A 24,030-nucleotide genomic window follows, 5' to 3' on the forward strand; every position below is an offset into this window, starting at 1 on the left:
CGCGGGCATTCCGATCAGTGAATTCGCGTTCGCCCGGCAGCACGGCCGGCGCATGGTGCTGATCTGGGTGGCGGTGGGCTGGCGGACCGGGGCGGCCGCGGGTGGTTCGGGCCGTGCCGGCGCGACCGGGTGCTGGCTCGTGCCGCCACGCTGCAGCGCCGCCGAGCGGTGCTGCGCCGAGTTGCGCGGCGCCGGGACCCGAAAGTCCGGCAGCCCAAGCTCTTCGGCGATCGCGTCGAGTTCGGCGCCCATTTCGATCGCGTCGGCGTACCGGTCGGCGGGGTCGCGCGCGGTCGCGCGCTCCACGAACTCGTCGAACTGCGGCGGCACACCGTCGATCTGGGCGCTGGGCGGCGGCACGTCGGTGTCCAGTCGCTGGTAGGCGATCGACAGCGGCGAGTCGCCGGTGAACGGTGTTCGGCCGGTGAGCAACTCGTAGGTGAGGATCCCGGCGGAGTACACGTCGCCGCGGGGACTGGCGTCGCCGTGGCGCACCTGCTCGGGTGAGAGGTAGGCCGCGGTCCCCAAAATGACGCTGGTGGAGGTGATTCCAGCGGCCGCGACGGCGCGGACCAAGCCGAAATCGGCGATCTTCACGTCGCCGTCGTCGGAGATCAGCACGTTCTCCGGCTTGACGTCGCGATGGACCAGACCGGCCCGGTGCGCCGCGGCGAGGCCACCCAGCACCGGGCGCAGCACCGCGGCCGCGGCATAGGGCGGCATCGGCCCGCGCTCGGCCAGCAGCTCGCGCAGCGTCCCGCCCTCGATCAGCTCCATCACCAGGAAGGGGTGGCGGGCGTCCAAGCCCTGGTCGTAGACCGCGACCAGGCCCGGGTCCTTGAGCCTGGCGACCGCGCGGGCCTCGCGCTGAAACCGGGTCAAGAACTGGTCGTCGCCCGCGTAGCGGGAATCCATCACCTTCACCGCCACCGGCCGGTCGAGCCGGGTGTCCAGACCGCGGTACACCGTCGACGTTCCGCCGCTGGCGATCCTGGACTGCACCAGGTATCGGCCATCCAGCAACGCGCCCTCCAAGGGGTCTCCCGTCGCGGTGTCGATCCGGCGGCGATGCGGGCCGGGGCGTCCCGGGGCAGCGCCGGGCGGTTCAGCTTCGGCCACGGGGCCATCGTAGGTGCGGCCCCCGATTGGCCGGAAAACACCGGTTCGATCCGCGTGGCAAGGCCTACACTGGCGCCGTGAGCAGCATTCCTGCCGGCGACGACGTTTTGGATCCCGACGAGCCAACCTACGACCTGCCGCGGGTGGCCGAATTGCTCAGGATTTCGGTCAGCAAGGTCCAGCAGCAACTCCGCGAGGGTCACCTGGTCGCGGTGAAGCGGGACGGCGGCGTGGTGGTGCCGCAGGTGTTCTTCACCAAGTCCGGTGAGGTGGTCAAGAGCCTGCCAGGACTGTTGACGATCCTGCACGACGGCGGCTACCACGAAACCGAGATCGTGCGGTGGCTGTTCACCCCCGACCCCTCGTTGACCATCACCCACGACGGCAGCCGGGATGCCATCAGCAACGCCCGCCCCGTCGACGCCCTACACGCGCACCAGGCCCGCGAAGTGGTGCGCCGGGCGCAGGCCATGGCTTACTGAGCGGTGACTTCGTCTTCGCGGGCCTGATCGGACCGGTTGTCGGTCCGATGGTCGGGGGCGCGGTAGAGGGTGTACCAGGCGACCAGCGCGCAGGCGGTGGCCAGCGAGACGTGCAGCCATGAGTACATCCCGTGCGAGCCGTCGGGTTTGAAGATCACCATCACCCACGTGGACAGGCCGGCGATGATCGCGATCGCCCGTCGTGACTGCGCGAGCGGGGCCGCCACCGCCAGCGGCCAGGAGTAATACCACGGCAACGCCGCGGGGACGAACAGCACCACGACCAGCATCGAGACCGCGATGCCGGTCAGCGCGGCCCGGTCGTCGCGCCGGAACCGCCACCACAACAGCGGCAGCGACACCGCGATGGTCGCGATGCCGACGAGCCGGGTGATCCGCAGCAGCGGGTAGAAGTGCACCGCGAAAACCCCGCTGAACACGGCGTGGATGAGGTTGGCGGCCGCGGTCGGCACCGTGAGCCAGTTGATGATCTTCACCGACCCGGCCAGCGCCGTCAGCCATCCCAGGCCCACGTGTGCCACGGCCGACAGGATCCCGAACACGACGGCGAAGATCAGCAGCGACATCGCCGTGGCCGCCACGAACGCCCAGGCCGGCCGGTACCCGCGGCGGTCACGCAGATGCCGCGTCCACACCCAGACCATGAACGGCAGGGCGATGCCGGCGGTCGCCTTGACCGCGATCGCCACGGTGATCAACGAAGTGCCCAGGACGTGGCGGCCGGCGAAACTCAGCGCGATGCCGGCGGCCATCAGCCCCACCATGAGCATCTCGTTGTGCACCCCGCCCATCAGATGGATGAGCACCAGCGGGTTGAGAACGCAGATCCACAACGCCGTCGGGCCGTCGGTGCCGAGGTGGCGGGTCAATCGTGGGGTGGCCCAGATCAGCAGCGCCAGTCCCGGAAGCATGCACAGCCGTAGCAGCGCCGTCCCGGCCACCACGTTGTTGCCGACGGCCATGGTGACGAACTTCGCCACCAAGATGAACGCCGGGCCATAGGGGGCGGTGGTGATCGTCCAGATGGGACTGACGTTGTCCAGCAGGCTGTTCGGGTTGGCGACCGGGCCGACCGCATAGGGATCGAGGCCGTCGCGTAGCAGCGCGCCCTGGGCCAGGTAGGAATACGTGTCCCGGCTGAAGACGGGCACCGACAGCAGCAACGGCGCCAGCCAGAAGCCGGTGGTGGCCTTCATCATGAACTCGGTCATCTCGCCGGCCAGTACGCGCCGGCCCAGCCCCAGCCAGGCGATCAGCATGAGGCCGACACCCGTCCACAAGACCACGGAAGACAGCACCAGGCCATGGCCGAATCGCAGCCACGACATGTGGATCGACTCCAAGAGCGGGTCGTGTTGCCGGATGCTGCCCGCCCCCAGGCCGCCCACGGTGATCAGTAACGAACCGAGCATGCCGAGCTTCGCCGGCGCGGACTGCTCGCTGGTGGCGAACGCGCGCAGGCGCGAAAACCGCCCGCCGCCAGCCGGTTCCGTTCCCGGGATGTCGGACGGCGGGATGTGCGTCGGGGTCGTCATCGGCTCAGGCGGACCGGTCGGTGGCCATGCGGGCCAACTCGGAAAGCCCCGTCTTGGCCGCCGGGTCGATGGGCGCGGCCGCCAACACGTCCAGCGCCCGCCGGGTCAACTCGGCGATGCGCCGTTCGGCTGCGGCCAGCGCCCCCACGGACTCGATGACCGCCCGCAGCCGGTCCACCTCCGCGTCGGTCAGCTGCGCCCCGATCGAGTCGCGTAACAGCTTGGCGCCCAACGGATCTGACTTGTCCGCCAGCTCCAGCGCCTCGGCCAGCAGCACGGTGCGCTTGCCCGACCGCAGGTCGTCACCCGACGGCTTGCCGGTCACGTCCGGGTCCCCGAACACCCCCAGTACGTCGTCGCGCAGCTGGAACGCCACCCCGAGGTCCGTCCCGAACCGGCCGAACACGTCCTGCACGTCGGGTCGGTCGGCGGCGGCGGCCGCCCCCAATTGCAGCGGTCGCGACACCGTGTAACAGGCGGTCTTGTAGGTGTCGACGTTCATCGCCGACGCGATCGATTCGTCGGCGCTGGCTTCGGCGACGATGTCCAGGTATTGACCGCCCAGCACCTCGGTGCGGATTGCGGCCCACACCCGCTGGACGCGCCGCGCGGCCTCGGGGGTCAGGTCAGCGCGAAAGACGATGTCGTCGGCCCAGGACAGCGCGAGGTCACCGAGCAGGATGGCGGCCGAGATGCCGAATCGCTCCGGTGAGCCTCGCCACCGCCGGTCGCGGTGCAGCTCGGCGAACTTGACGTGAGCCGTCGGCCGGCCGCGGCGGGTGGACGAGTCGTCGATCACATCGTCGTGCACCAGCGCGCAGGCGTGCAGCAACTCCAGCGCGGAAAACAGCAGCAGCACTTCGGAAGTGGGCTCTTCGGTCGCTACGGCGCGCCAGCCCCAGTAGGCGAAGGCGGGCCGCAGCCGTTTGCCCCCATTGAGCGTGAAATCCTCGAGGGCGGCGACCAATACCTCGTAGTCGCCGCCGATGTGGGCGGTGTCGGCGCGCCGGTCGTGCAGGTACCGCCGCAGTCGATCGGTGATCGCGCCGGTCAACTCGACGGTTGCCGCTGCTGCTGGGGCTTTCGGGCTCAGCGCGGCGCCCCTTTCCCTCGACGTGGCTCCGGTGTATGGCAGGCCCGACCAGTGTATTCGGCGCAGCGCCGGAGGTCGTTGCCACACGGGGAGGGCGGGCGGCAGCGGTTGCTTCGACTGCCTTACTATTCCGCCGCAAGGGGGGTGGCACCCCCACGCCTATGCTGGCGGGGGTGTCGGGGCCGCCCGCTGCTGCGGCCGGGAGACGCCCCAAACATTCGTCGGATGGAGAGAAGGCGCGTGACACTCAACACCATTGCGCTCGAGCTGGTGCCACCCAACGCCGATGAAGGCCGGGAGCGGGCGCTCGAAGACGCGCGAAAGGTGGTGCAGTTCTCGGCGGAATACGGTCTCGTCGGCCGGCTCCGGCACGTGATGATTCCGGGCATCATCGCCGAGGACGACGACCGTCCCATTGCGATGAAACCCAAGCTGGACGTCCTGGACTTCTGGTCGATCGTCAAGCCCGAGCTGGCGGGAATGCACGGGCTGTGCACCCAGGTCACCGCCTTCTCGGACGAGCCGACGTTGCGCAAGCGGCTCACCGATCTGCGCGAGGCCGGGATGGAGGGCGTGGTCTTCGTCGGCGTGCCGCGCACCATGAACGACGGCGAGGGGTCCGGCGTCGCGCCGACCGATGCGCTGTCGATCTATCGCGAGTTGGTGCCCAACCGCGGCGTGATCCTGATCCCCACCCGTGAGGGGGAACACGGCCGGTTCAACTTCAAATGCGACCAGGGCGCCACCTACGGCATGACCCAGCTGTTGTACTCCGACGCGATCGTGGGGTTCCTGCGCGAGTTCGCCGAGAGCACCGACCACCGGCCGGAGATCCTGCTGTCGTTCGGCTTCGTCCCGCAGATGGAGAGCCGGGTCGGCCTGATCAACTGGCTGATTCAGGACCCGGGTAACGCGGCGGTGGCCGCCGAGCAGGAGTTCGTCAGGCGATTGGCCGGCAGCGAACCGCCGCAGAAGCGTCGGCTCATGGTCGACCTGTACAAAAGCGTGATCGACGGGGTCGCCGAGCTGGGCTTCCCGCTGAGCATCCACCTCGAGGCGACCTACGGGGTGTCGGCGCCCGCTTTCCAGACGTTCGCGGAGATGCTGGCGTACTGGTCACCTGCGCAGCAGGGCTAGCTGGGCGGCTGGTCGCGGGGGGCGGTCACCCGCGGCGAGCGGTCGCGGTTCATCCAGGCCAGCAGCGCGACGACGCCGGCGGCGGCAAAGGACGCGATGCCCAACCACACGCCCGCCCCGGTGAAGGAGCGGGTGTTCGGGTCGGTGTAGCGGGCCTGGGCGGTCATGGTGCTCACGACGCCGGGTTTGAGCTTCCAGGACACCACCGTGGACTCGACCCGGTCGCCGTTGGTGGAAGTCACCACGCCGGGAAAGGCGACGGTCAGCTCGACGTCGGCTTCGGAATCGGTGAGCGACGTGAGGTCGGCGCGGCCCTCGAGGATCACCAGGTTGCCGTTGCGGCGCAGCGACAGGTTGACGCCCTGCGCGTCGGAGTTCAGGTTGGCCAGCTGCGGCAGCTCGGCAAAGGTCAGATCGGAGAACACCGCCTGTGACCCCACGTAGCCGTCGCTGTCGTAGTTCGACACCGCCACCTTCTGGCTGAACGGCAGGTTGTTGCTGTCCAGCTGAGGGCCGGTGTCCTTGGGCGTCTTGGGTTTAGCGGCGGCGACGATCTCGCCGGACACCAGATCGTCGGGCGAAATGGTGAGCGACGCCCTGACCCGCAGGCACCCCGTGGCCAGCGGCACCAGCATGAGCAGCATCGCGATGGCTACCAGGCGGCGCCGCCGCGCGGTGAATCCTCGGGGCCGGGACGGGGCAGGGCTGGCGCGCACCAGGTCATCGTGCCAGATCCGGCCTGCCGCTTCGGCGGGTCTGCCCGGACGCGCCTGGCGGCCGGCGGTCACAGCGGTAGCTTGCGGCCCAGGATCGCGAAGGCCCGCGGGTCACCCGCGAAGTGATAGCGGCGGATCACGTCGGTGAACCCCAGCCGCCGGTACAGCCGCCAGGCTCGGTTGAGCTCACCGTTGGTCTCCGGCGTGGACAGCAGGACGTTCTCTTCGGCCCGGCCGGCGAGGAGCCGCCGGGCCAGCGCCTCACCCAGGCCACGGCCCTGCGCGCGCGGATGGATGTGCAGCTCGGTCAACTCGAAGTAGCTGTTCATCAGGCCGGCGATCTCCTGCGGCGGCAGGCCACCGCGTTGCAGGCCGAGGATGACCTGCTGCTGCCACCACTGGCCGGGCGCCCCCGGGTAGCCGTAGGCGACGCCGAGCAGCGGCGCGTTACTCAGCTCGGTGGCGGGCGGGAGCGGTGCGTCCGCGCCGCCGGCCGGCTCGGCCGCTTCGGTCTCCACCACACCCACGCCGCGCCAGCCGCGACGGCGGATGTGCTCGAGCCACATCGCGGCCCGCTGGTTTTCGGTGCCCCGCGGGTAGCGCATCGCGTCGACGTACACCTTGAGGGCGTCGCCGAGACGGCGCTCCATGTCGGTGGGCGGGAGATCGATGAGGAATATCGCCAACTCGCGGTGTCCTCCTCGTCCTGCGCCCGTTCGTCCGGCCCGCTTCGCCACCGCCATTATCGGCCCCGGGGGAGGCCGATTGGCGAGCGGTTGCGGCATCGAAGCGGCGAACCACCGCGGGCGGGGAAGCCGGTTGTAGCGCACGGCCGTTCCGGCTCGGATGGGCCCCCGGCCGCGGCCGGGATAGAATCGCGACCGAACCAGTGGTATGGCGCAGATTGACCTCGTATCATTTCAATTAGTTGCCCGCGCAACGGGCATCCGCGTGCTATCGATAGTTACGCGCCAGACTGTCGGCAAGGAGGGACGAATGCCACTCTCCGATCATGAGCAGCGGATGCTCGATCAGATCGAGAGCGCTCTCTACGCCGAAGATCCCAAATTCGCGTCGAGTGTCCGCGGCGGAGGGTTCCGTGCACCCACCGCGCGCCGCCGCCTGCAGGGCGCGGCGTTGTTCGTTATCGGCCTGGCAATGCTGGTCTCCGGCGTGGCCTTCAAGGCCACCATGATCGGAAACTTCCCGATTCTCAGTGTCTTCGGATTCATCGTGATGTTCGGTGGCGTGGTGTTCGCCATCACCGGTCCGCGGTTGTCCGGCCGGCCCGACCACCCGGGCTCGGCGCCCGGGTCGTTGCGCCAGCGCCGCACCAAGGGCGGCGGAGGTTCTTTCACCAGTCGCATGGAAGACCGCTTCCGGCGTCGCTTCGACGACTAACGGCATCGCCGACGCATCGGGGTAGCCATCGGCTACCCCGTTTTCATGTCCGTACCGGCCCGGTGCCGCCATCGTCGCAGCCAGATACCGACCGGCCCGCCATCGCCGAACCGTCGATGCCGTTTCGACGCCGAACCGAGCCTTAACCGAGCTTTGGGGCAGGATTCGAGCCCCACCGGCCCCCACCCGGGGCCACTCAAGCCATCGGGTCGCGGCTTTGGCGGGTACTCACGGCGCCCCCACAAGCAAGAAAAAAGCGCACTTCAGAGCGCTAGGGAGGCCGCAGTGGGGCGGAGTGGGGGCCCCGGGTGGCGGATAACCCGGAAAACTGCGCCACGACACTCTCGGAATGGGGCGAAGTGGGGGATTGTGGGGTATGGTGGCTGCAGTGTTTGGGTGACCCCGAGCGGGGAGGTGAGCTGGTGTTTCTCGGCACCTACACGCCCAAACTCGACGACAAGGGGCGGCTCACGTTGCCCGCCAAGTTCCGCGATGCGCTGGCAGGGGGGTTGATGGTCACCAAGAGCCAAGACCACAGCCTCGCCGTCTATCCGCGGGGTGAATTCGAGCAGCTCGCGCGCCGGGCGAGCAAGGCGTCGCGCAGCAACCCCGACGCCCGTGCATTCCTGCGCAACCTCGCCGCCGGCACGGACGAGCAGCATCCCGACGCGCAGGGACGCATCACGTTGTCGGCCGATCACCGCCGCTACGCGAACCTCTCCAAGGATTGCGTGGTGATCGGAGCGGTCGACTACCTGGAGATCTGGGATGCGCAAGCATGGCAGGACTACCAGCAGACCCACGAAGAGAACTTCTCCGCGGCCAGCGATGAAGCACTCGGCGACATCATCTGAGGCGCATGCCCGTGCAACGTGGCCTCTGCCCGAACCGACCCTGGCGTACTTCCCCAACGCCAGGTTCGTGCCTTCGGACAGGGACCTCGATGCAAGGGCGCCGGCCCTCCTGGCCGCCGAGGGGTCAGGGGCGTCTCGCCCGACCCGGGGAGGTGTTGCCGTGGTTGACGATTCAGCGAACTTCGGACATGTGCCCGTCCTGCTGCACCGCTGCGTCGAACTGCTCACCCCCGCGCTGACCCGCCACCACGCCGACGGTTCGGGCGCGGTCCTCCTCGACGCCACCCTCGGCGCGGGCGGGCACGCCGAACGGTTCCTGACCGACCTGCCGGGGTTGCGGCTGATCGGACTCGACCGCGATCCCAGCGCGCTGGACATCGCCGGGGACCGGTTGGCACCGTTCGCCGACCGGGTCACCCTGGTGCACACCCGCTACGACGGCCTCGCTGCGGCTCTGACCGAATCCGGTTACCGCACGGCCGAATCGGTCGACGGGATGCTGTTCGACCTCGGGGTGTCCTCCATGCAGCTCGACCGCGCCGAGCGGGGCTTCGCCTACGCTCAGGACGCGCCGCTGGACATGCGGATGGATCCGGAGTCGCCGTTGACAGCGGCGGAGATCCTCAACACCTACGACGAAGCGGCTTTGGCGGACATCCTGCATCGCTACGGTGAAGAGCGGTTCGCGCGCCGCATCGCGGCGCAGATCGTGCGCCAGCGCGCCCGCGCCCCGTTCACGTCGACCGCGGAGCTGGTAGCCCTGCTCTACCAGGCGATTCCGGCCCCGGCCCGGCGCACCGGGGGGCATCCGGCCAAGCGGACCTTCCAGGCCCTGCGGATCGCCGTCAACGACGAGCTGAACTCGCTGCGCAGCGCGATCCCGGCCGGGCTGGAGGCGCTCACCGTCGGCGGGCGCATGGTGGTGCTGGCTTACCAGTCGCTGGAAGATCGAATCGTCAAGCGGTTGTTCGCCGACGCGGTCGCCTCCCGCACACCGGTGGACCTGCCGGTCGAACTGCCCGGCCACGAGCCACGGTTCCGGTCCCTGACGCATGGCGCCGAACGCGCGGATGCCGATGAGGTGGAACGCAATCCGCGCAGCGCCGCGGTGCGACTACGAGCTGTCGAACGGATCGAGCAGGCAACCGGGAAGGGCCAGGCATGAAAGCAAAGCGCGAAACGCCGAATCGCCGCGGCGGGCGCGACGGTTCCGCCCGGCGGAGCAGGCGTTCGACGGCCGATCCGGGCCCGGCCCGCCGCACCCGGCCCGGGCGGAGCTCGGCGCCCACCCGCGAGAGCCGCGCGCCCAAGTCCGGACCGCACACCAGCCCCATCGCCCGGCCGGTCGAGCGGCCGGCGCGGCCCAAGAGCACCAGTCAGGCCAAGGCGCGGGCCAAGGCGCGGAAAGCCAAGGCCCCCAAGGTTGTTCGCCCTCGCCTGAGTGAGCGGCTGGCGGACCGGCTGGCCGCGATCGATCTGCGTCCCCGCACCCTCGCGAGCAAGGTCCCGTTCGTCGTGTTGGTCATCGGCGCGCTCGGTCTCGGGCTTGGTCTGACGCTGTGGTTGTCCACGGACTCCGCCGAGCGCTCCTATAAGTTGAGTCACGCGCGCGAGAGGACCCGGCTGCTGCAACAGCAGAAGGAGGCGCTGGAACGCGATGTGCGCGAAGCGGAATCCGCGCCGGCGCTGGCGGAGGCGGCCCGCAAGCTGGGGATGATCCCGACGCGGGACACCGCGCACCTGGTGCAGGACCCGTCGGGGAACTGGGTGGTGGTCGGCACGCCCAAGCCGGCGGACGGGGTGCCGCCGCCACCGTTGAACAGCAAGCTCCCCGAACAGGGTCCGCCGCAGCCCCCGGCGCCGCCGGCGCCGCCCGCGGAGGTCCCCGTTCGGCTGCAGCCCGACCCCGTGGCGGCCCCGCCGGCGCGGTCCGGGCCCGAGGCCCTGTTGCGCGCACCGGACGGAGCGTCGACGCTGGGTGGCCAGCACCTGGCGCCGGCGGGTCCCCAGCTGCCGGGCGCGCCGGGTGCGCCCGCCGGCGCGACGGGACCCGGTGCGCTGCCCGCATCGGGTGTGCCGGTACCGGGACTGCCCGCGCCGTCGGCGGGCCCCGCGCTCGCGCCGCTGCCCGCCGAGGTGCCGATCCCGTTGGGCGGCCTACCGGTTCCGCCGCCCGGTCAGGTGCCCGCGCCGCTACCCGCGGAGGTGCCGGTTCCGGTGCAGCGGGCGCCGGCGCTCGCTGTTCCCCAGGCGGTCGCCCCCGCCCTTCCTCAAGGGGTTGTCCCCACCGTCCCCGCCGCCCCGGTGCTGGTGCCGCAGCCCGCGGCGCCCGGGCCCGTCGCGATGCCGGGTGCGCCCCGGTGAGCCCCGGCGACTCCATCCGCGCCCGGCGATCGCAGCCCACCCGCGGTCCTCGTAAAGCCCAGGAGGCCAAGGGGATTCGTCAGCCGAAACGGCGGGCGAAGCAGCAGGCCAAGGACGTCCGCGAGCCGAAGAGGTTTTGGAGAGCCAAGGAGGGCAAGGCCACCGGGAAAGCCCGGCCGGCCGACCGGCAGGACGGGACCGGGCACTCGGCGCGGGAGCGGCGCACCCGGCAGCTCATGCAGGCGGGCAGCCGCGGCGCGTCGTTCGTGTTCCGCCACCGGGCGGGAAACGCGGCCATCGGGGTCTTGATCGTGGTGGCGGCGGCCCAGTTGTTCGTCCTGCAGGTCACCAACGCGCCCTCGCTGCGCGCCCAGGCCGCGGGCCAGCTCAAGGTCACCGACGTCGAAAAGGCGGTGCGCGGCAGCATCGTCGACCGCAACAAGGATCAGCTGGCGTTCACCACCGAGTCGCGCGCGTTGACGTTCCAGCCCAAGCGAATTCGCAAGCAGCTGGACGAGGCCAAGAACAAGAACTCGGCGGCCCCCGATCCGCAGCAGCGGCTGCGGGACATCGCCAAGGAGGTCGCCACCCGGCTGGGCAACAAGCCGGATTCGGCGACCGTGCTGAAGAAGTTGCAAAGCGACGAGAACTTCGTTTATCTGGCCCGCGCAGTCGACCCCGCTGTCGCCAGCGCGATCTCCGATAAATACCCCGAAGTCGGCTCGGAGCGGCAGGATCTGCGGCAGTACCCGGGCGGGTCGTTGGCGGCCAACATCGTCGGCGGCATCGACTGGGACGGTCACGGGCTGCTGGGACTGGAGGAGTCGCTGGATTCGGTGCTGTCCGGAACCGACGGCTCGGTCACCTACGATCGTGGATCGGACGGCGTCGTCATTCCCGGCAGTTACCGCAACCGGCACCGGGCGGTCAACGGTTCGATGGTCCAGCTGACCCTCGACGACGACATCCAGTTCTACGTGCAACAGCAGGTCCAGCAGGCCAAGAATCTCTCGGGCGCGCACAACGTTTCGGCCGTCGTGCTGGATTCGAAGACCGGCGAAGTGCTGGCCATGGCCAACGACAACACGTTCGACCCGTCCCAGGACATCGGGCGTCAGGGCGACAAACAACTGGGCAACCTGGCGGTGTCGTCGCCGTTCGAACCCGGCTCGGTGAACAAGGTCATCACCGCGTCCTCGGTGATCGAGTACGGCTTGTCCAATCCCGACGAGGTGCTGCAGGTGCCCGGGACCATCCAGATGGGCGGGGTGTCCATCCACGACGCGTGGGACCACGGCGTCATGCCCTACACCACCACCGGTGTGTTCGGAAAGTCCTCCAACGTCGGCACTTTGATGCTCGCCCAGCGCGTCGGCCCGGAGCGGTTCTACGACATGGTCCGCAAATTCGGCCTGGGGCAACGCACGAACGTCGGGCTGCCCGGTGAGAGCGCCGGGCTGGTGCCGCCCATCGACCAGTGGTCGGGCAGCACGTTCTCGAACCTGCCAATCGGCCAGGGCCTTTCGATGACGCTGCTGCAGATGGCCGGCATGTACCAGACCATCGCCAACGACGGGGTGCGCATTCCGCCGCGGATCGTCAAGGCCACCATCTCGCCCGACGGGACCCGCACGGAAGAACCGCGTCCCGAAGGCGTGCGAGTGGTTTCGCCGCAGACGGCCCAGACCGTGCGGAACATGCTGCGCGCGGTGGTGCAACGCGACCCGATGGGCTACCAGCAAGGCACCGGGCCCGCCGCCGCGGTGACGGGCTACCAGATGGCCGGCAAGACGGGCACCGCTCAGCAGATCAACCCGGCGTGCGGCTGCTACTTCGACAACGTCTACTGGATCACCTTCGCGGGAATGGCCACGGTCGACAACCCGCGCTACGTCATCGGCATCATGATGGACAACCCGGAGCGCAACGCGGACGGTACGCCGGGCCACTCGGCCGCCCCGCTGTTCCACAACATCGCCGGCTGGCTCATGCAGCGCGAGAACGTGCCGCTGTCGCCCGATCCCGGTCCGCCGCTGACGCTGCAGGCCACCTAGCGGTCTGGCGGGTCGCCGATCGTGCGGTGACGGCGTTGCGTGTGCGCTCAGGGCGGCATCCGGGCCCGAATCACGCCTTCAACGCACACTGAAGGCCCTCAACGCACACTCGATTGACGAGCGCACCGCGGTGGCGGGTGCCTCTCGGTAGGGTGTCATGGCCGATCATGAGGATCACGCGGCGTGTGCAGGAGGTGTGAACAGGTGGTGCCGGTGCCCACTGGTTTGCGGCCCAGCGCGGGCGCGGGATCGCGCCTGCCCGCGCTCGCGGCCCAGGTCGGGGCGGTACTCGCGGACCGCGGCACCGCCGTGCCCGACGTGGCCGTCATCGGTGTGGCGCTGCGCGCCCAGGACATCCGGCCCGGCGACCTGTTCGCCGCGTTACCCGGCGCGACGACGCACGGGGCCCGGTTCGCGGCCGAGGCGATCGAGCGCGGCGCCGTCGCGGTGCTCACCGATGCCGCCGGGGTGGCGGAAATGGGCGCGTCCGCCCCGACCGTGCCGACGCTGGTGCACCCGGCGCCCCGCACCGTGCTCGGTGCCCTTGCCGCCACGGTGTACGGCAACCCGTCGGAGCGGGTGACGGTCGTCGGGATCACCGGCACCTCCGGCAAGACCACGACGACGTATCTGGTCGAATCCGGCCTGCGCGCCGCCGGCCGGACGGCCGGCCTGATCGGCACCATCGGCATCCGCATCGACGGCGCCGACGTTCCCAGCGCGCTGACCACCCCGGAGGCTCCCGCGCTGCAGGCGATGTTCGCCGCGATGGCCGAGCGCGGGGTGGACACCGTCGTCATGGAGGTGTCCAGCCACGCGCTGGCGCTGGGCCGGGTAGACGGCACCGGATTCGCGGTGGGCGCTTTCACCAACCTGTCGCGTGATCACCTCGACTTTCACCCCACGATGGGCGACTACTTCGAGGCCAAGGCGAAGTTGTTCGATCCCGCGTCACCGCTGCGGGCGCGCCGGGTCGTGGTCTGCGTCGACGACGACGCCGGGGGCGCCATGGCCGTGAGGGCCATGAAGGGTGGAGCCGCCGCGATCACGGTCAGCGCCGCCGGCCGGCCCGCGGACTGGCGCGCCGTGGACGTGCTTCCGATGGGCGCCGGGGGACAGCAGTTCACCGCGATCGACCCCGCCGGCGTGCGCCATCGGGTCGGCATTCGGCTGCCGGGTCATTACAATGTCGCCAATTGCCTTGTCGCACTGGCTATTTTGGACGCGGTGGGGGTATCGCCGGAACAGGCGGCCCCGGGGCTGCTGGCGACCCGGGTGCCCGGCCGCCTGGAAGAGATCGACTGTGGCCAGGATTTCCTCGCGCTGGTCGACTACGCCCACAAGCCCGAAGCGCTCCGCGCCGTACTGGCCACCCTGCGGCGCCCCGGTGGGCGGTTGGCGGTGGTCTTCGGCGCGGGCGGTGACCGCGACCCGGGCAAGCGGAGGCCGATGGGTGAGATCGCCGCCGAGCTCGCCGACCTGGTGGTCGTCACCGACGACAACCCGCGCAGCGAGGACCCCGCCGCCATCCGCCGCGAGATCCTGGCCGGGGCGGCCGGGGGTGCCGCCGAGGTCGTCGAGATCGGCGACCGGCGTGCGGCCATCCGGCACGTCGCCGGGTGGGCGCGACCCGGGGACACGGTGCTGATCGCCGGCAAGGGGCACGAGACCGGACAGCGCGGCGCTACGGAGACCCGCCCGTTCGACGATCGGGTGGAGTTGACCGACGCGCTGAACGCCCTGAGGGCCGGGTCATGATCGACCTGACGGTCGCGCAGATCGCCGACATCGTCGGCGGCACGCTGGCCGACATCTCGCCGGAGGCCGCCGCCGCGCTGCGCGTCACCGGCACCGTCGAATTCGACTCGCGCGCCGTCGGCCCCGGCGGGCTGTTCCTCGCGCTGCCGGGCGCGCACGCCGACGGGCATGACTACGCGAAGTCGGCGGTAGCGGCCGGCGCGGTGGCCGTGCTGGCCGCCCGGCCGGTGGGGGTGCCGGCCATCGTGGTGCCCCCGCAATCCCGTCGCCGCGACGGTGGCCTGGCCGGTGTGCTCGAACACGACTCCGACGGTTCGGGTGCGGCGGTGCTGGCCGCGCTGGCCAAGCTGGCCAAGGCGGCGGCCGCGGAGCTGGTGGCCGGCGGGTTGACCATCGTCGGGATCACCGGCTCGTCGGGAAAGACCTCGACCAAGGACCTCGTCAAGGCCGTGCTCGAGCCGCTGGGTGAGGTGGTGGCCCCGCCCGGATCGTTCAACAACGAGCTGGGGCATCCCTGGACGGTGTTGCGCGCGACGCGGGACACCGACTACCTCGTCCTCGAGATGTCGGCGCGCCATCCCGGCAACATCGCCGCGCTTGCCGATATCGCCCCGCCGGCGATCGGGGTGGTCCTCAACGTCGGCACCGCGCACCTGGGCGAGTTCGGGTCGCGGGAAGCCATTGCGCGCACCAAATCCGAACTGCCCCAAGCTGTTCCGCCGTCAGGGGTGGTGATCCTGAACGCCGACGACCCGGCCGTCGCGGCGATGGCCCGCGTCACCGACGCTCGCGTGGTACGCGTCAGCCGGTTCAGCCACACCGACTCCGGGCCCAGCGACGTCTGGGCGGACGGAGTGTCGCTGGACGAACTGGCCAGGCCGCGCTTTACCCTGCACGCGATGAACAGCGCGGTCGAGGTTCAGCTGGGCGTCTACGGCGACCATCAGGTCACCAACGCGCTGTGCGCGAGCGCCGTCGCGCTGCAATGCGGCGCGACCGTCGAGCAGATCGGCGCCGCCCTGGCCCAGGCCGGGCCGGTGTCGCGGCACCGGATGCACGTGACGACCCGCGCGGACGGGGTAACGGTGATCGATGACGCCTACAACGCCAACCCCGACTCGATGCGGGCCGGGCTGCAGGCGCTGGCCTGGATCGCTCACGGCCGCGAGCCCGGCGCCGAAAAGCGCAGGAGTTGGGCGGTGCTGGGCGAAATGGCCGAGCTCGGCGAGGACGCGGTGGCCGAGCACGATCGCATCGGGAGGCTGGCGGTGCGCTTAGATGTGTCTCGACTTGTCGTCGTGGGAAGTGGGAGGTCGATGAGCGCCATGCACCACGGAGCGGTCATGGAGGGCGCGTGGGGAGCCGGGGATGACCGGGGCGCCGTCAACGTGCCCGACGCGGAGGCCGCCCTGGCGTTGTTGCGGGCCGAACTCCGGCCCGGCGACGTGGTCCTCGTCAAGGCCTCCAACGCCGCCGGTCTGGGCGCGCTGGCTGACGCCCTAGCCTGTGACGATCGCGAGGGTGGCGAAGCCGGGCGAAGCGGGTCGTCACGACGGAGCGACCAGGGAGCGGCCCAGTGAGGCAGATCCTCATCGCGGTGGCCGTCGCGCTCGCCGTGTCAATCCTGTTGACCCCGGCGCTGATTCGGCTGTTCACCCGGCAGGGCTTCGGCCATCACACGCGTGAGGACGGTCCGCCCAGCCATCACGCCAAACGCGGCACGCCGTCGATGGGCGGGGTGGCGATCCTGGCCGGCATCTGGGCGGGATACCTGGGGACGCACCTGGCCGGGCTGGCGTTCGACGGCGAGGGCGTTTCCGCGTCGGGTCTGTTGGTGCTGGGCTTGGCCACCGTGCTCGGCGGCGTCGGCTTCCTCGACGACCTGATCAAGGTTCGCAGGTCGCGCAATCTCGGGCTGAACAAGACGGCCAAGACCGTCGGGCAGATCTGTGCCGCGGTGCTGTTCGGGGTGCTCGTGCTGCAGTTCCGCAACGGCAGCGGGTTGACGCCGGCCAGCTCGGACCTGTCCTATGTGCGCGAGATCGCCACCGTCACTTTGGCTCCCGGGTTGTTCGTGTTGTTCTGCGTGGTGGTGGTCAGCGCCTGGTCCAATGCGGTCAACTTCACCGACGGGCTGGACGGGCTGGCGGCCGGCTGCATGGCGATGGTCACCGCCGCCTACGTGTTGATCACCTTCTGGCAGTACCGCAACGCCTGCGTCACCGCGCCGGGCCTGGGCTGCTACAACGTGCGCGACCCGCTGGACCTGGCGCTCGTCGCGGCCGCCACCGCGGGCGCCTGCATCGGCTTCCTGTGGTGGAATGCCGCTCCCGCAAAGATTTTCATGGGCGACACCGGATCACTGGCGCTGGGCGGCATCATCGCGGGCCTGTCGGTCACCAGCCGCACCGAGATCCTCGCCGTGGTGCTGGGGTCGCTGTTCGTCGCCGAGGTCACCTCCGTGGTGCTGCAGATCCTGGCCTTCCGGACCACCGGGCGCCGGGTGTTCCGGATGGCGCCCTTCCACCATCATTTCGAGTTGGCCGGCTGGGCCGAAACCACGGTGATCATCCGCTTCTGGCTCCTCACGGCCATCACCTGCGGTCTGGGCGTGGCCCTTTTCTACGGTGAGTGGCTGGGCGCGATCGGTGCCTGACGTGGCCGGGCTCGAGCCCCTGGTGCCGGGCGCGCCGGTGCTGGTGGCCGGCGGCGGCGTGACCGGCAAGGCGGTGCTGGCGGCCCTGGCCCGGTTCGGCGCCGCGCCGACCCTGTGCGACGACGATCCCGCCACGCTGCGGCGCTACGCCGAGAGCGGCGTGGCGACGGTGGCGACGTCGACGTCCGCGCAGCGCCTTGCCGAGTACGCCCTGGTGGTCACCAGTCCCGGGTTCTCGCCGGACACGCCACTGCTGGCCGCCGCCGCGACGGCGGGCGTGCCCATCTGGGGCGACGTGGAGCTGGCCTGGCGGCTCGACGCCGCGGGCCACTACGGGCCACCGCGCCGCTGGCTGGTGGTGACCGGCACGAACGGCAAGACGACCACGACGTCGATGCTGCACGCCATGCTGACCGCCGCGGGCCGGCGCAGCGTGTTGTGCGGCAACATCGGTGATCCGGTCCTGGACGTGCTCGAGCAACCCGCCGAGCTGCTGGCCGTCGAGCTGTCCAGCTTCCAGCTGCACTGGGCCCCGTCGGTGCGCCCCTACGCGGGCGTCGTCCTCAACATCGCCGAGGACCACCTGGATTGGCACTCCACCATGGCCGAGTACACCGCCGCCAAGGCGCGGGTGCTCGACGGCCGGGTGGCGGTGGTGGGGCTGGACGACGCCCGGGCGGCCGCGCTGCTCGAGACCGCCGCGGCGCCGCTGCGCGTCGGATTCCGGCTCGGCGCACCGGCGGCGGGCGAACTGGGCGTGCGGGACGGCCACTTGATCGACCGCGCCTTCGCCGACGACCTCCGGCTGCTGCCGGTCGAGTCGATCCCGGTGCCGGGGCCCGTCGGCATCCTGGACGCCCTGGCCGCGGCGGCGCTGGCCCGCAGCGTCGGCGTGCCCGCCGAGCCGATCGCGGAGGCGATCGCCTCCTTCCGGGTGGGCCGTCACCGGGCGGAGGTCGTCGCGGTCGCCGACGGCATCACCTACGTCGACGACTCCAAGGCCACCAACCCGCACGCCGCCGAGGCGTCCGTGCTGGCCTACCCGCGCGTGGTGTGGGTGGCCGGCGGTCTGCTCAAGGGCGCATCGGTGGACGCCGAGGTCGCCAGGATCGCGCCCCGGCTGGTCGGCGCGGTGCTCATCGGCCGAGATCGCCAAGAGGTTGCAGAGGCGTTATCGCGACACGCGCCGGATGTCCCCGTCGTCCAGGTTGTGACAGGCGAGGATGCTGATATGAATGCGACGGCTGTGGCTAGTGGTGCAAATGTGACAGAAGTGAAACATTCGGGCCCGGATGCCGGCGCTTCGGTCATGGAGGCGGCGGTGGCCGCGGCCCGCGACCTGGCACGGCCCGGCGACACGGTGTTGCTGGCTCCGGCCGGTGCGTCGTTCGACCAGTTCACCGGGTACGCCGCCCGCGGCGACGCCTTCGCTGCCGCCGTCCGCGCGGCCACCCGGTAGGCGGGCGTGGGTAACCCTCTGACCCGGCTGAGACGCCGGGGCAAAGACACTTCAGACACCGCCGCCGCGGAGACCTCCGACGCCACAGCGGACGAGCCGGGGGAGGCCGACGCCGCGACCGCCCCGGTGAGCTCCGCCGGCAGCTCGGAGGCCAAGCCGGCGGCTAAAGCCCGGCTCGCCGGCGAGGGGCGGAACCGATTCGGCGCCTGGCTGAGCCGGCCCATGACCTCGTTTCACCTGATCATCGCGGTGGCCGGGCTGCTGACGACGCTCGGTTTGATCATGGTGCTCTCGGCGTCGGGAGTGCGGTCCTACGACGCCGACGGGTCGGCCTGGGTGATCTTCGGCAAGCAGGTTTTGTGGACGGTGATCGGCCTGATCGCCTGCTACGCGTCGCTGCGGATGTCGGTGCGGTTCATCCGCCGCGTCGCGTTCACCGGTTACGTCGTCACCGTCATCCTGCTGGTGCTCGTGCTGGTGCCCGGCATCGGCAACCTGGCCAACGGCTCCCGGAAGTGGTTCGTCATCGCCGGCTTCTCGATGCAGCCGTCCGAGCTGGCCAAGATCGCCTTCGCCATCTGGGGCGCGCACCTGCTGGCGGCCCGCCGGCTGGAGCGGGCCTCGCTGCGCGAGATGCTGATCCCGCTGGTGCCGGCCGCGGTCATCGCGCTGGCGCTGATCGTGGCGCAGCCCGACCTGGGGCAGACGGTGTCGCTGGGCATCATCCTGCTGGCGCTGTTGTGGTACGCCGGGCTGCCGCTGCGCGTCTTCGCCACCTCGCTGCTGGCGGTCTTCATGGCCGGCGCCGTGCTGGCCATGTCGGCGGGCTACCGCTCCGACCGGGTGAAGTCGTGGATGAACCCCGAGAACGACCCCATGGACACCGGTTACCAAGCGCGTCAGGCGAAGTTCGCCCTGGCGCACGGCGGCATCTTCGGCGACGGCCTGGGGCAGGGCGTCGCCAAGTGGAACTACCTGCCCAACGCCCACAACGACTTCATCTTCGCGATCATCGGCGAGGAGCTGGGCTTCGTCGGCGCCTTCGGGCTGCTGGTCCTGTTCGGGCTGTTCGCCTACACCGGGATGCGCATCGCGCGCCGGTCGGCCGACCCGTTCCTGCGGCTGCTGACCGCCACCACCACGATGTGGGTGCTGGGTCAGGCGTTCATCAACATCGGCTACGTGATCGGGATCCTGCCGGTCACCGGGATTCAGCTGCCGCTGATTTCGGCGGGTGGCACCTCCACGGCGGCAACGCTTTTCATGATCGGTATCATGGCCAACGCGGCCCGGCACGAACCCGAGGCGGTGGCCGCCCTGCGCGCCGGCCGCGACGACAAGGTGAACCGGTTCCTGCGATTGCCACTGCCCCAGCCGTACGTGCCGACCCGGCTCGAGTCGTTCCGCGACCGCAAACGCGGCGGCAAGCCGCCGGCCAACGGCGCCCCGTCCCGCACCGGCACGCGCAAGGCCGCCCAGGCGCCGGCCCGGAAGCCCTCGCAGAATCCCTCGCAGAAGGCCTCCCAGAAGGCCTACCGCAAGGCCCCGCACAAGGCTGAGGAACCGCTGCGGCCGGCGTTCTCCCGCACAGGCGCCCGCCCGGCCCGCAGGGCGGTGCATCATGGATCTGGCCAACGCTCCGCCAGTCGGGGAGCCGGCCAGCGTCAGGCACGACGCGCTCGCGCACTGGAAGGTCAGCGTTACGGGTGAACGACACGGTCAGCAAGCCGACCGGCGGGCGGGGGACAAGTCCCCAGCCCGCCGGTGCCGCGTTGTCGGCTTTTAAGCCCCTGTCGGTGGTGCTGGCCGGCGGGGGCACCGCCGGCCACGTCGAGCCCGCGATGGCCGTGGCCGACGCGCTCAGCGCGCTCGACCCGCAGGTGCGCATCACCGCGCTGGGCACCCACCGGGGGCTGGAGACCCGGCTGGTGCCGCAGCGCGGCTACCACCTCGAGCTGATCACGCCCGTGCCGCTGCCGCGTAAGCCCAGCGGCGACCTGGCGCGGCTGCCCCCGCGGGTCTGGCGCGCGGTCCGCGAGACCCGCGCGGTGCTCGACGCAGTGGACGCCGACGTCGTCATCGGATTCGGCGGATACGTGGCGCTGCCGGCGTACCTGGCCGCCCGCGGTATACCGCGCGGGCTCAGCCGCAGGCGGCGCGTCCCGGTGCTGATCCACGAAGCAAACGCCAGCGCCGGGCTGGCCAACCGAATCGGCGCTCGCCGCGCCGACCGGGTGCTGTCGGCGGTGCCCGATTGCGGGCTGCCGCGCGCCGAGGTGGTCGGGATCCCGGTGCGGGAGGCCATCACCTCGCTGGACCGCGCGGCGCTGCTCGCCGAGGCGCGCAGGCACTTCGGGTTCGCCGACGACGCGCGGGTGTTGCTGGTGTTCGGCGGCTCGCAGGGCGCCGTGTCGCTGAACCGGGCCGTGTCCGGCGCCGCGGCCGACCTGGCGGCCGCGGGCGTGTCGGTGCTGCACGCACACGGACCGAAAAACACCCTGGAACTGCCGGAGCGCCGGCCGGGTGATCCGCCCTACGTGGCGGTGCCCTACCTCGACCGGATGGATCTGGCCTACGCCGCGGCCGACCTGGCGATCTGCCGGTCGGGCGCCATGACCGTCGCCGAGGTCTCGGCGGTCGGCTTGCCCGCCATCTACGTGCCGCTGCCGATCGGCAACGGCGAGCAGCGGCTCAACGCGCTGCCGGTGGTCAACGCCGGCGGCGGCATGGTGGTCGCCGACGCGGCCCTGACGCCGGAGCTGGTGGCCCGCGAGGTGGCCGGGCTGCTCAACGACCCGCTGCGGTTGGCCGCGATGACGACGGCCGCCGCGCGGGTGGGGCATCCCGACGCAGCGCGCCAGGTGGCCCAGGCGGCGCTCGACATCGCCAGGAAGGCAGCGGCGGGAGGGCGACGGTGAACGCCGGGCAGCCGCCGCGGCCCGAGTTGCCCCCCGAGCTGCACAGGGTGCACATGGTGGGCATCGGGGGAGCCGGCATGTCCGGCATCGCCCGCATCCTGCTGGACCGCGGCGCGCTGGTGTCCGGGTCCGACGCCAAGGAGTCGCGCGGCATCCACGCGCTGCGGGCCCGGGGCGCGTCGATCCGCATCGGCCACGACGCGTCGTCGCTCGACCTGCTGCCCGGCGGCCCGACCGCGGTCATCACCACCCACGCGGCCATCCCGAAGACCAACCCCGAGCTCGTCGAAGCCCGGCGGCGCGGCGTCCCGGTGATCCTGCGGCCGGCGGTGCTGGCCAGTCTGATGGCCGGGCGCACCACGCTGATGGTCACCGGCACACACGGCAAGACGACGACGACGTCGATGTTGATCGTCGCGCTGCAGCACTGCGGGCGCGACCCGTCCTTCGCGGTCGGCGGCGAGATGGGGGAGGCCGGAACCAACGCCCATCACGGCAGCGGCAACTGCTTCGTCGCCGAGGCCGACGAAAGCGACGGCTCGCTGCTGGAATACACGCCCAACGTCGCGGTGGTCACCAACATCGAAACCGATCACCTGGACTTCTACGGCACTGCCGACGCCTACGTCGGGGTGTTCGACGCCTTCGTCGAGCGACTGGCCCCCGGGGGAGCGCTGGTGGTGTGTGTCGATGACCCGGGCGCGGCCGCGCTGGCGGAGCGCACCGCCGAGCTGGGAATCCGGGTGCTGCGCTACGGATCCCCGCCGCAGCCCGAGCTCGCGGCCACCCTGTTGTCCTGGGAGCAGCAGGGCACCGAAGCGGTCGCGCACATCCAGCTGGCGGGCGAACAGCATCCCCGCGTGATGCGGCTGTCGGTGCCCGGCCGGCACATGGCGCTCAATGCGCTGGGCGCGCTGCTGGCCGCGCTCGAGATCGGCGCCCCGGTCGACGGGGTGCTCGACGGCCTGGCCGGCTTCGAGGGGGTGCGCCGGCGGTTCGAACTGGTCGGCAACGCCGGGTCCGTGCGTGTCTTCGACGACTACGCCCACCATCCCACCGAGATCAGCGCCACGCTGGCCGCCGTCCGCACCGTGCTCGAACAGAGCGGCGGCGGTCGCAGCCTGGTCGTGTTCCAGCCCCATTTATATTCGCGCACAAAGGAATTCGCCGTGGAGTTCGGTCGCGCGCTCGACGCCGCCGACGAGGTCTTCGTCCTCGACGTCTACGGCGCGCGCGAGCAACCGCTGGCCGGCGTCAGCGGCGCCAGCGTCGCCGAGCACGTCACCGTGCCGGTGCGCTACCTGCCCGACTTCTCCGCGGTCGCCGAGCAGGTGGCCGCGGTCGCCGGCCCCGGTGACGTCATCGTCACGATGGGCGCGGGCGACGTGACCCTGCTGGGGCCGGAGATCGTGACCGCGCTGCGCATCCGGGACAACCGCAGCGCGCCCGGGCGCCCGGGAGTCCTCCAATGACCCAGCCGAACGACGCGACGCCGGTGGTCGGCGAACCGGCCGGCGCCGACGCGGCCGGAGAAGACCTGACCGAGCCGCTGTTCGTCGGAGGACCCGAGGCCGAAACGTCGGCGGAACCGGACGAATTCGAGGGGCCGCGCCGGCGGGCCCGCCGCGAACGAGCGGAACGCCGCGCCGCGCAAGCGCGCGCCACCGCCATCGAGGAAGCGCGCCGCGAGGCCAAACGCCGGGCCAGCGGACGCCCGGTCGACGAGCCCAAACCCGTCGCCCGCGGCGTGGTTCGCGGCCTGAAGATGCTGCTGGTGACGGTGCTGCTGGTCGTCCTGGGCGTCGGGCTCGCGCTGATCCTCTATTTCACCCCGGCGATGTCGGCCCGCAACATCGTCGTGGTCGGCACCGGTGAGGTGACCCGGGAGGAAGTGCTGGACGCGGCGCAGGTACGGCCCGGGACGCCACTGTTGCAGATCAACACCAACCAGGTCGCCGACCGGGTGGCGGCGATCCGTCGGGTGGCCAGCGCGCGAGTGCAGCGTCAGTACCCCTCGGCGCTGCGGATCACGATCGTCGAGCGAATTCCGGTGGCGGTGAAGGACTTTCCGGACGGCCCGCACCTCTTCGACCGCGACGGCGTCGATTTCGCGACCGGGCCGCCGCCGCCGGCGCTGCCGTACCTCGACGTCGCCAATCCCGGTCCCAACGACCCGGCGACCAAGGCGGCGCTGCAGGTGCTGACCGCGCTGCGGCCCGAGGTCGCGGGCCAGGTGGGCCGGATCGCGGCACCCTCGGTGGCCTCGATCACGCTCACGTTGGGCGACGGTCGCGTGGTGATCTGGGGGACGACCGATCGCACCGACGAGAAGGCGGAGAAGCTGGCCGCGCTGCTGACGCAGCCGGGGCGGACCTACGACGTGTCCAGCCCCGACCTGCCCACGGTGAAGTAGGAACGCCCGTCCGACAGTGTGACGGCGGCAACAGAAAAAATTTGCGAGCC

Annotated in this window: 19 protein-coding genes and 1 pseudogene; 15 read left to right on the forward strand and 5 right to left on the reverse strand. The window is 71.0% G+C overall.

The window, feature by feature from the left end; genetic code table 11:
- Positions 1 to 32: 32 nt before the first annotated feature.
- Positions 33 to 1,059, reverse strand: a pseudogene (locus A5713_RS21995) (protein kinase); the annotation flags it as partial.
- Positions 1,060 to 1,196: 137 nt separating this feature from the next.
- Between A5713_RS21995 and A5713_RS22000 the strand changes: the two are divergent.
- Positions 1,197 to 1,601: an Rv2175c family DNA-binding protein gene (locus tag A5713_RS22000; protein ID WP_067919831.1), complete on the forward strand. Its 405-nt coding sequence runs from the start codon at positions 1,197 to 1,199 to the stop codon at positions 1,599 to 1,601.
- On the opposite strand, the gene A5713_RS22005 is transcribed toward A5713_RS22000, so the two are convergent.
- Entirely contained in the window at positions 1,595 to 3,157 is a 1,563-nt protein-coding gene (locus tag A5713_RS22005; RefSeq protein WP_068098369.1) for an alpha-(1->6)-mannopyranosyltransferase A, read from the reverse strand. The two genes, A5713_RS22000 and A5713_RS22005, sit on opposite strands and share 7 nt — an antisense overlap.
- Before the next feature lie 4 nt (positions 3,158 to 3,161).
- Positions 3,162 to 4,211 carry a bifunctional (2E,6E)-farnesyl/geranyl diphosphate synthase gene (gene idsA2 / locus A5713_RS22010; protein ID WP_067919826.1) on the reverse strand — a complete coding sequence of 350 codons (1,050 nt, stop codon included), beginning with the start codon at positions 4,209 to 4,211 and terminating at the stop codon, positions 3,162 to 3,164.
- A gap of 279 nt (positions 4,212 to 4,490) precedes the next feature.
- Between idsA2 and A5713_RS22015 the strand changes: the two genes are divergently transcribed.
- Positions 4,491 to 5,387: a mycobacterial-type methylenetetrahydrofolate reductase gene (locus tag A5713_RS22015; RefSeq protein WP_067919827.1), complete on the forward strand. Its 897-nt coding sequence runs from the start codon at positions 4,491 to 4,493 to the stop codon at positions 5,385 to 5,387.
- On the opposite strand, the gene A5713_RS22020 is transcribed toward A5713_RS22015, so the two are convergent.
- Together A5713_RS22020 and A5713_RS22025 are read right to left on the reverse strand one after the other, a co-directional pair.
- Positions 5,384 to 6,031: a DUF3153 domain-containing protein gene (locus tag A5713_RS22020; protein WP_067919833.1), complete on the reverse strand. Its 648-nt coding sequence runs from the start codon at positions 6,029 to 6,031 to the stop codon at positions 5,384 to 5,386. The genes A5713_RS22015 and A5713_RS22020 overlap by 4 nt on opposite strands.
- A 140-nt stretch (positions 6,032 to 6,171) precedes the next feature.
- The gene (locus A5713_RS22025; RefSeq protein WP_067919828.1) at positions 6,172 to 6,789 is read right to left on the reverse strand and encodes an N-acetyltransferase; all 618 of its coding nucleotides are present in this window, start codon (positions 6,787 to 6,789) and stop codon (positions 6,172 to 6,174) included.
- A gap of 310 nt (positions 6,790 to 7,099) precedes the next feature.
- Here A5713_RS22025 and A5713_RS22030 point away from each other — a divergent pair, with 310 nt between their 5' ends.
- From A5713_RS22030 to A5713_RS22090, 13 genes are all read left to right on the forward strand, one after another.
- A complete protein-coding gene (locus A5713_RS22030) occupies positions 7,100 to 7,504 on the forward strand; it encodes a DUF3040 domain-containing protein (RefSeq protein WP_067919829.1) in 405 nt (134 codons plus the stop codon).
- Between the two features lie 422 nt (positions 7,505 to 7,926).
- Entirely contained in the window at positions 7,927 to 8,358 is a 432-nt protein-coding gene (gene mraZ / locus A5713_RS22035) for a division/cell wall cluster transcriptional repressor MraZ (protein ID WP_007170790.1), read from the forward strand.
- Positions 8,333 to 9,523: a 16S rRNA (cytosine(1402)-N(4))-methyltransferase RsmH gene (rsmH, locus tag A5713_RS22040; protein WP_102417297.1), complete on the forward strand. Its 1,191-nt coding sequence runs from the start codon at positions 8,333 to 8,335 to the stop codon at positions 9,521 to 9,523. The genes mraZ and rsmH overlap by 26 nt, the downstream gene beginning before the upstream one ends.
- Complete coding sequence (locus tag A5713_RS22045) at positions 9,520 to 10,722, forward strand: hypothetical protein (protein ID WP_068098370.1); 1,203 nt, start codon at positions 9,520 to 9,522, stop codon at positions 10,720 to 10,722. Before rsmH ends, A5713_RS22045 begins: the two co-directional genes overlap by 4 nt.
- A complete protein-coding gene (locus A5713_RS22050) occupies positions 10,719 to 12,776 on the forward strand; it encodes a penicillin-binding protein 2 (protein ID WP_156751987.1) in 2,058 nt (685 codons plus the stop codon). Before A5713_RS22045 ends, A5713_RS22050 begins: the two co-directional genes overlap by 4 nt.
- A 204-nt stretch (positions 12,777 to 12,980) precedes the next feature.
- Positions 12,981 to 14,534, forward strand: a complete 1,554-nt coding sequence (locus tag A5713_RS22055) for a UDP-N-acetylmuramoyl-L-alanyl-D-glutamate--2,6-diaminopimelate ligase (protein ID WP_197516443.1) — start codon at positions 12,981 to 12,983, stop codon at positions 14,532 to 14,534.
- Positions 14,531 to 16,114 carry a UDP-N-acetylmuramoyl-tripeptide--D-alanyl-D-alanine ligase gene (gene murF / locus A5713_RS22060; protein WP_068098371.1) on the forward strand — a complete coding sequence of 528 codons (1,584 nt, stop codon included), beginning with the start codon at positions 14,531 to 14,533 and terminating at the stop codon, positions 16,112 to 16,114. Before A5713_RS22055 ends, murF begins: the two co-directional genes overlap by 4 nt.
- Positions 16,111 to 17,190 carry a phospho-N-acetylmuramoyl-pentapeptide-transferase gene (gene mraY / locus A5713_RS22065; RefSeq protein ID WP_067924772.1) on the forward strand — a complete coding sequence of 360 codons (1,080 nt, stop codon included), beginning with the start codon at positions 16,111 to 16,113 and terminating at the stop codon, positions 17,188 to 17,190. The genes murF and mraY overlap by 4 nt, the downstream gene beginning before the upstream one ends.
- A 1-nt stretch (position 17,191) precedes the next feature.
- Positions 17,192 to 18,649 (forward strand): UDP-N-acetylmuramoyl-L-alanine--D-glutamate ligase, encoded by a 1,458-nt coding sequence (murD, locus tag A5713_RS22070; RefSeq protein ID WP_231980613.1) that lies wholly within the window; start codon positions 17,192 to 17,194, stop codon positions 18,647 to 18,649.
- A gap of 6 nt (positions 18,650 to 18,655) precedes the next feature.
- Entirely contained in the window at positions 18,656 to 20,359 is a 1,704-nt protein-coding gene (gene ftsW / locus A5713_RS22075; RefSeq protein WP_068098372.1) for a putative lipid II flippase FtsW, read from the forward strand.
- Positions 20,356 to 21,567, forward strand: a complete 1,212-nt coding sequence (gene murG / locus A5713_RS22080; protein ID WP_068098373.1) for an undecaprenyldiphospho-muramoylpentapeptide beta-N-acetylglucosaminyltransferase — start codon at positions 20,356 to 20,358, stop codon at positions 21,565 to 21,567. The genes ftsW and murG overlap by 4 nt, the downstream gene beginning before the upstream one ends.
- Before the next feature lie 53 nt (positions 21,568 to 21,620).
- Complete coding sequence (gene murC, locus A5713_RS22085) at positions 21,621 to 23,039, forward strand: UDP-N-acetylmuramate--L-alanine ligase (RefSeq protein ID WP_068098385.1); 1,419 nt, start codon at positions 21,621 to 21,623, stop codon at positions 23,037 to 23,039.
- Positions 23,036 to 23,980: a cell division protein FtsQ/DivIB gene (locus A5713_RS22090; RefSeq protein ID WP_068098374.1), complete on the forward strand. Its 945-nt coding sequence runs from the start codon at positions 23,036 to 23,038 to the stop codon at positions 23,978 to 23,980. Before murC ends, A5713_RS22090 begins: the two co-directional genes overlap by 4 nt.
- Positions 23,981 to 24,030 lie beyond the last annotated feature (50 nt).

The sequence above is a fragment of the Mycobacterium sp. E2497 genome (genome assembly GCF_001668695.1).
Taxonomy (GTDB): Bacteria; Actinomycetota; Actinomycetes; order Mycobacteriales; family Mycobacteriaceae; genus Mycobacterium.

Coding starts and splice junctions, on each gene's coding strand:
- A5713_RS22005 (WP_068098369.1), bottom strand. CDS start 3,157: ATGACGACCCCGACGCACATCCCGCCGTCCGACATCCCGGGAACGGAA.
- A5713_RS22020 (WP_067919833.1), bottom strand. CDS start 6,031: ATGCTGCTCATGCTGGTGCCGCTGGCCACGGGGTGCCTGCGGGTCAGG.
- A5713_RS22030 (WP_067919829.1), top strand. CDS start 7,100: ATGCCACTCTCCGATCATGAGCAGCGGATGCTCGATCAGATCGAGAGC.
- rsmH (WP_102417297.1), top strand. CDS start 8,333: ATGAAGCACTCGGCGACATCATCTGAGGCGCATGCCCGTGCAACGTGG.
- A5713_RS22045 (WP_068098370.1), top strand. CDS start 9,520: ATGAAAGCAAAGCGCGAAACGCCGAATCGCCGCGGCGGGCGCGACGGT.
- murF (WP_068098371.1), top strand. CDS start 14,531: ATGATCGACCTGACGGTCGCGCAGATCGCCGACATCGTCGGCGGCACG.
- murC (WP_068098385.1), top strand. CDS start 21,621: ATGGTGGGCATCGGGGGAGCCGGCATGTCCGGCATCGCCCGCATCCTG.
- A5713_RS22090 (WP_068098374.1), top strand. CDS start 23,036: ATGACCCAGCCGAACGACGCGACGCCGGTGGTCGGCGAACCGGCCGGC.